At 66.4% G+C, this 5,486-nt stretch carries 5 protein-coding genes; 3 read left to right on the top strand and 2 right to left on the bottom strand.

From position 1 onward, the window contains the following. Positions 1–995, top strand: a 995-nt coding sequence (locus ADBZ5N_RS17160; RefSeq protein WP_526259507.1) for an ISL3 family transposase, incomplete at its 5' end; no start/stop codon positions are given. Between the two features lies 1 nt (position 996). Here ADBZ5N_RS17160 and ADBZ5N_RS17155 read toward each other — a convergent pair. Together ADBZ5N_RS17155 and ADBZ5N_RS17150 are read right to left on the bottom strand one after the other, a co-directional pair. After that, positions 997–1,869, bottom strand: a complete 873-nt coding sequence (locus ADBZ5N_RS17155) for an FkbM family methyltransferase (protein ID WP_526259505.1) — start codon at positions 1,867–1,869, stop codon at positions 997–999. After that, on the bottom strand, positions 1,866–2,714 hold the full coding sequence (locus tag ADBZ5N_RS17150) for a glycosyltransferase (RefSeq protein ID WP_526259503.1): 849 nt from the start codon (positions 2,712–2,714) through the stop codon (positions 1,866–1,868). The genes ADBZ5N_RS17155 and ADBZ5N_RS17150 overlap by 4 nt, the downstream gene beginning before the upstream one ends. A 100-nt stretch (positions 2,715–2,814) precedes the next feature. Here ADBZ5N_RS17150 and ADBZ5N_RS17145 point away from each other — a divergent pair, with 100 nt between their 5' ends. Continuing rightward, complete coding sequence (locus tag ADBZ5N_RS17145) at positions 2,815–4,296, top strand: bifunctional aminoglycoside phosphotransferase/ATP-binding protein (protein ID WP_526259501.1); 1,482 nt, start codon at positions 2,815–2,817, stop codon at positions 4,294–4,296. Between the two features lie 23 nt (positions 4,297–4,319). Next, positions 4,320–5,486, top strand: a 1,167-nt coding sequence (locus ADBZ5N_RS17140; protein ID WP_526259499.1) for a PEP/pyruvate-binding domain-containing protein, incomplete at its 3' end; no start/stop codon positions are given.

Genomic DNA, 5,486 nt, shown 5'->3' with positions numbered 1-5,486 from the left:
CAACGACGCGCCGCTGTGCCCGCTATGTGTTGCCCCGGTTGATGATCGACCGCACCACCATCTCGGCGATCGCCGGCGAGCTCGGGGTGTCCTGGCACACCGTCAGCACGATCGCCATGCGCACCGTCGCCGAGCTGATCACGGTGGCCGGACCCGATCGACTGAGCGGGGTCCCCGTCATCGGGGTCGACGAGCACCGCTGGGCGCCACGACGCCGCGGCACCGAGGGGTTCGTCACCCTGATCATCGACCTCACCCCGGTTCACGACGGCACCGGGCCCGCGCGGCTGCTCGACCTGGTGCCCGGACGATCCGCGGCGGCGCTGAGCACATGGCTGGCCGATCAGCCACCGGCGTTTCGGGCGCAGGTCGAGGTGATCGCCATGGACGGCTTCGGCGGCTACAAGACCGCCGCGACCGAAGAACTGCCCGGCGCCACCGCGGTCATGGACCCCTTCCACGTCGTCGCCTTGGCCGGGGCCAAGCTCGACCTGATCCGCCAACGCATCCAACAGGCCACCTGCGGGCATCGGGGCCGCACCGGCGATCCCCTCTACGGTGTGCGACGCACCCTGCGCACCCGATTCCCGCTGCTGACCAGCCGGCAGCACGCACGGCTGCAAGCGGTGTTCGCCGATGACGACCACCTCGCGGTCATGGTGACCTGGAGTGTCTACCAGCGCATCATCGCCGCCTACAGCCAACCCGACCGGCGCCGCGGCAAGACCATGATGACCACCATCATCGACTCACTGCGCAGCGGCGTACCCGCGGCCCTCGAAGAACTTGCCCAGCTGGGCCGCACCCTGCGCCGACGTCGCCACGACGTGCTGGCCTTCTTCGACCACCACGCCTCCAACGGACCCACCGAAGCCATCAACGGCCGCCTGGAAGCCCTACGCCGCAACGCCCTGGGCTTCCGCAACCTCACCCACTACCGCTGGCGCTCACTACTGCACAGCGGCGCACTCCACCAACTCGTCAATGCACTCTGAATTACGAAGAGCCGGCAAACATGCCCCGAGCAGAGGCGACGTCCACATACCAGTCGTCGACGTAGGAAAATTCCTCGTATACGCGGCGGTAGCCGTTGCTGACGAGGAGCTGGTAGATCTTCTCCCGCATCGGGGTGAAGTTGTGTTCACAAACGATGACCCGGAAGCGGTATTTGGCGAAATCAAAATTTTCCAGGATTGCGAACTCACTCCCCTCGCAGTCGATCGATAAGAAGTCGATGATCTGGGGCGCGTGATGTTGGTCGAGAAGATCTACTAGGGAAATCGTCCGCACTTCGTACTGTCGATGTGTCTCGCGCGCCGTGCCGTGGAAGTCCGCGTCGCTGAAACCATCCAAGGTGGAGAGCCCAGCGCGTTCCACCTCATTGAAGAGAAGGGACTTGTCGGACTCGGCCCACACACATCTCTTCTCGATGTTGGCGCACCTGTTCCGCTCCAACTCGGCGTGCCAGACCGCCGCCGGTTCGGCTAAAATACCGGTCCAGCCGAATCGCTTTTCGAGCAAGTAGGTGTTGGAGATGTCGATCCCGTTGGTCGCGCCGAACTCGACGAAGTAGCCCTCGGTTTTGAAGTTCAACTGGGTCAGGACGAAAAGATCCTGACGATATTGAGACCGTGACTCGGGGAAGTACCAGAGGGCCTTCCGGAGACTCTCGAGATCCACTCCGCTTTCCTCGAGCGGATAGATGGAGCGCAGGAATTCGATGTCACTGCCGATCGGGTTGTTGTCTATCAGGCCGAGGCGCGCCCTGATTTCTTCAAGTTCGCCATACCGTGCGATGCCGATGCCCATCGGTTTCAACAGCGATCGGACAACAGCCTTGACCAGACGGGTGTAGCGGACTGCGTTCATGGCGCCCTCTTCGCATTGCCGGCCTCGAACTGTTCAGCCGCCAGCCGCAACTGCCGTCCCGTTGCCCGCGATGCGATCAGCCGATAACCGCGCCGCAGCACCCGCGCCAACCACGCCGGCGGAATCCACACGCCGGAGTCGCGGATCTCCCGATAGTAGGTTTCCATCGCGACGGTCGAGAAGTTGCCGCCGTGCTTGCGGAAGCCGGCGACGGCCGCGGTGATCGGTACGAGGTCGGTGTGACGGGCGAACGCCCGCCACAGGAAAGAGTCGCCGGCCAGTTTGGCGGCGCGGATGGTCTCGAGGGTTTCCGCGGGGAGCTTCGCGAGCAGTGAGTAGGTGAAGAAGGTGCTCTCCTGCTGGATGCCGCCGAGTATGCGCGGATTGAACAAACCTGCCCGGATGAGTTGTCGTGGATACCAGTTCGGCTGCAGGACGAGAACGAGTCTGCCCTGGTAGTCCCAGATGGTCGGCACTGCCGCCATCCACTGCGCCCCGGTAGCGTCGAACCTCTCCCGAAGGGTGGCGAACGCCCACGGCATCAACAAGTCATCGGAGCCAAGCCACCCGCAGATCGTGTCCGGTTGGGCCACCCCGTCGGCGAAAGCACGATCGAAGCCTTTGAAGACGGCGTCGTAGAGGCCCCGATCTGTGCCGGTCAGCAGGCGCCGCCGCGGGTCTTCGGCCACGGCCCGCGTGATGATCTCGAGGGTGCCGTCGGTCGAGCCCCCGTCGACGAGATAGTGGACCCAGTCCGGATCGGACTGCGCTCCGATCGAGTCAAGAGTCGCCTTGAGATAGGTCGCCCCGTTCAGCACCGGGGTCACAATCGCAAAGCGCGCCATGTGAGCATTATCCGCCTCAGCCGAGCCAGGCCTGCGCAGCGGAAAGCCAGGCCGCTTCGGGGCTTAGTACCCTCGCGCGGAAGTGCTCGAAGGGGGGAGGATGAGACCTGTGCAGCCCCAGATCGCCGAGACGCACACCGGTTTGGTCATGCTGCTGGGCGAGCTGGCATACAAGCTGAAGAAGCCGGTCAGAACCGACTTCCTCGACTTCTCCACCCCCCAAAGCCGGGAACTGGCCTGCGCCCACGAGGTGGCGCTCAACAGCCGGTTGGCCCCGGGCAGCTATCTGGGGGTGGGCCACTTCCAGCACCCGCAGGGCGGGCCGCCCGAACCGGTCATCGTGATGCGCCGGTATCCCGACGAGCGGCGGTTGGCCACCATGGTGCGCCGCGGGGACGACGTGACCGGCGAGTTGACCGCGATCGCCGAGATCCTGGCCCGCTTCCACGCCGACGCCAAGCGGGGGTCCGAGATCGACGATCAGGCCCGGGCCGAGGCGGTACTGGCCCGGTGGCGGGAGAACCTCACTGAACTCGCACGCTATGCCGACGGCCGTCGAGACCCGGCGGCGGTGCCTGGCTTGGACCCGGATCTGGTCGCCGAAATTGCAAGCCGGGCAACTGAATTCGTGCAGCAACGAGCGCCGCTGTTCTCCCGGAGGATCGGCCAGGGCCGCATCGTCGACGGTCACGCCGACCTGTTGGCCGACGACATCTTCTGTCTGCCCGACGGGCCGGCCCTGTTGGACTGCTTGGAGTTCGACGACACCTTGCGCTACCTCGACGTCATCGACGACGCCGGTTTCCTCGCCATGGATCTGGAGTACCTGGGCCGTCCGGATCTCGCCCGGTTCTTCCTGGAGTGCTACCGCCGCTTGGCCCACGACGATGCACCGCAGTCGCTGCAGCACTTCTACATCGCCTACCGCGCCGGGGTGCGGGCCAAGGTCGACTGCGTCCGCTACACCCAGGGCCACCTGCAGTCCGCCGGGGCCGCGCGCGCGCACCTCGCCATCGCCGTGGCCCATCTGCGGGCCGCGTCGTTGCAGGTGATCCTGGTTGGCGGCGGGCCGGGAACCGGAAAGACCACCCTGGCCCGTGCGCTGGCCGAACATCTCGATGCCCAGGTGATCTCGACCGACGATGTCCGCACCGAGCTGGCGGCGGTCGGTCTGATTGCCGGCCAACCCGGCGTTCTGGGTGAGGGTCTCTACACCCGGGAGAACATCGACGCCGTCTACCGCGCGGTACTCGCCAAGGCACAACTCGGCCTCGCGCAGGGCCGCACCGTCATCCTCGACGGCACGTGGAGCGACCCCGACCACCGCGACCACGCTCGCCAGGTCGCCGCCGACGGCGCAGCAGACATGGTCGAACTCCTCTGCGCCGCACCACTGGAGGCCACCGTCGGCCGGATCCGGACCCGGACTTCCACGACCTCCCAGGTGACGCCGGAGATCGCCACCGCACTGTCCGGTCGCACCGGTGCAGACGCCACCTGGTCGGGCGCCCACCGCATCGACACCACCCGAGACCTGGCCGAGTCATGCGCCGAGGCGCTGGAAATCTGCCGGACTAGCTGAGCGACAAAGTGAGGAGAGCGCTGATGCGATACGTCGACGACATCGCCAATCTGGGCATGGCCGACGCCGAGGAGGCTGGCGGGAAGGGCGCCAATATGGGCGAGATGGTGGCCGCTCAACTGCCGGTCCCGCCCGGCTTCGTCGTACTGCGGGACAGCTACTTGGCCTCAATGCGCGCCGCCGGAGTCTCCGACGAACTCAACGCCTCCCACCGGGACGCCATGCTGGCAGCCGGCGACCCCGGCCGGTTCGACGACATGTGCGCCACCATGAAAGCACTCGTCGTGCAGGCCGGCATGGCAGAGGACGTCCGTGCGGCGATTCTGGGCGCCTACCGGGTGATGGGGACGGATTCCTTTGTGGCGGTGCGATCCTCAGCCACCGGGGAAGACGGCGCCGATGCCTCGTTTGCCGGCATGAACGAAACCTTCACCAACGTCCGCGGCGAGCAGGACCTTATCGACGCGGTGCAGCAATGCTGGGCCTCGCTGTTCGGGCCGCGGGTGGTCGCCTACCGGGCCAGCCGCGGTTTCACCGCCGACCCGGCGATGGCGGTGGTGATCCAGTTGATGATCGCCTCCGAGCGATCCGGGGTGGCGTTCACCGCCGACCCGACCACCGACGCCACCGACCGGGTTGTGGTGGAGGGCGCCTTCGGCCAGGGCGAGGTGGTGGTGTCCGGATCGGTCGAACCCGACACCTACGTGGTGGCCAAGGACACTGGGGAAATCCTCTCCCGGCGAATGGGTTACAAGTCGTTCAAGATCATCCGGGGCGCCGATGGCAAGGATCAGCGAGTCGAACTCGACGACACCCAGGCTCAGGCCCAGGTGCTCAACGACGACGAAGTCCGCGCGATCGCCGAGATCGCCGTACGCAGTGAACGCCATGCCGGTAGCCCGCAGGACACCGAGTGGGCGATCGCCGATGGGAAGACCTACATCGTCCAGACCCGGCCCATCACCACCCTGAACCGGGCCGGGAAGCCTGCCGCCGAACAGCACGAGGTTCTGCTGCAGGGTCTGCCCGCAGTGCCCGGCGCGGCCTCCGGAGTGGTGCGTGTGCTGGGCGACGTCAGCGAGGGCGCCCGCCTGCAGGACGGCGAGATCCTGGTCGCCCAGATGACCAACCCGGACTGGCTGCCCACCATGCGCCGGGCCGCGGCCCTGGTGACCGACACCGGCGGCATG

The organism is Mycobacterium sp. (assembly GCF_044370595.1).
Classification (GTDB): Bacteria; Actinomycetota; Actinomycetes; order Mycobacteriales; family Mycobacteriaceae; genus Mycobacterium.
The sequence above is the reverse complement of the archived record's forward strand: the minus strand, read 5'-3'. Positions and strand labels throughout refer to the sequence as shown.

Bases quoted from the DNA above. Each gene is read 5' to 3' on its own strand.
- ADBZ5N_RS17150 (WP_526259503.1), bottom strand. From the start codon at position 2,714: ATGGCGCGCTTTGCGATTGTGACCCCGGTGCTGAACGGGGCGACCTAT.
- ADBZ5N_RS17145 (WP_526259501.1), top strand. From the start codon at position 2,815: ATGAGACCTGTGCAGCCCCAGATCGCCGAGACGCACACCGGTTTGGTC.
- ADBZ5N_RS17155 (WP_526259505.1), bottom strand. From the start codon at position 1,869: ATGAACGCAGTCCGCTACACCCGTCTGGTCAAGGCTGTTGTCCGATCG.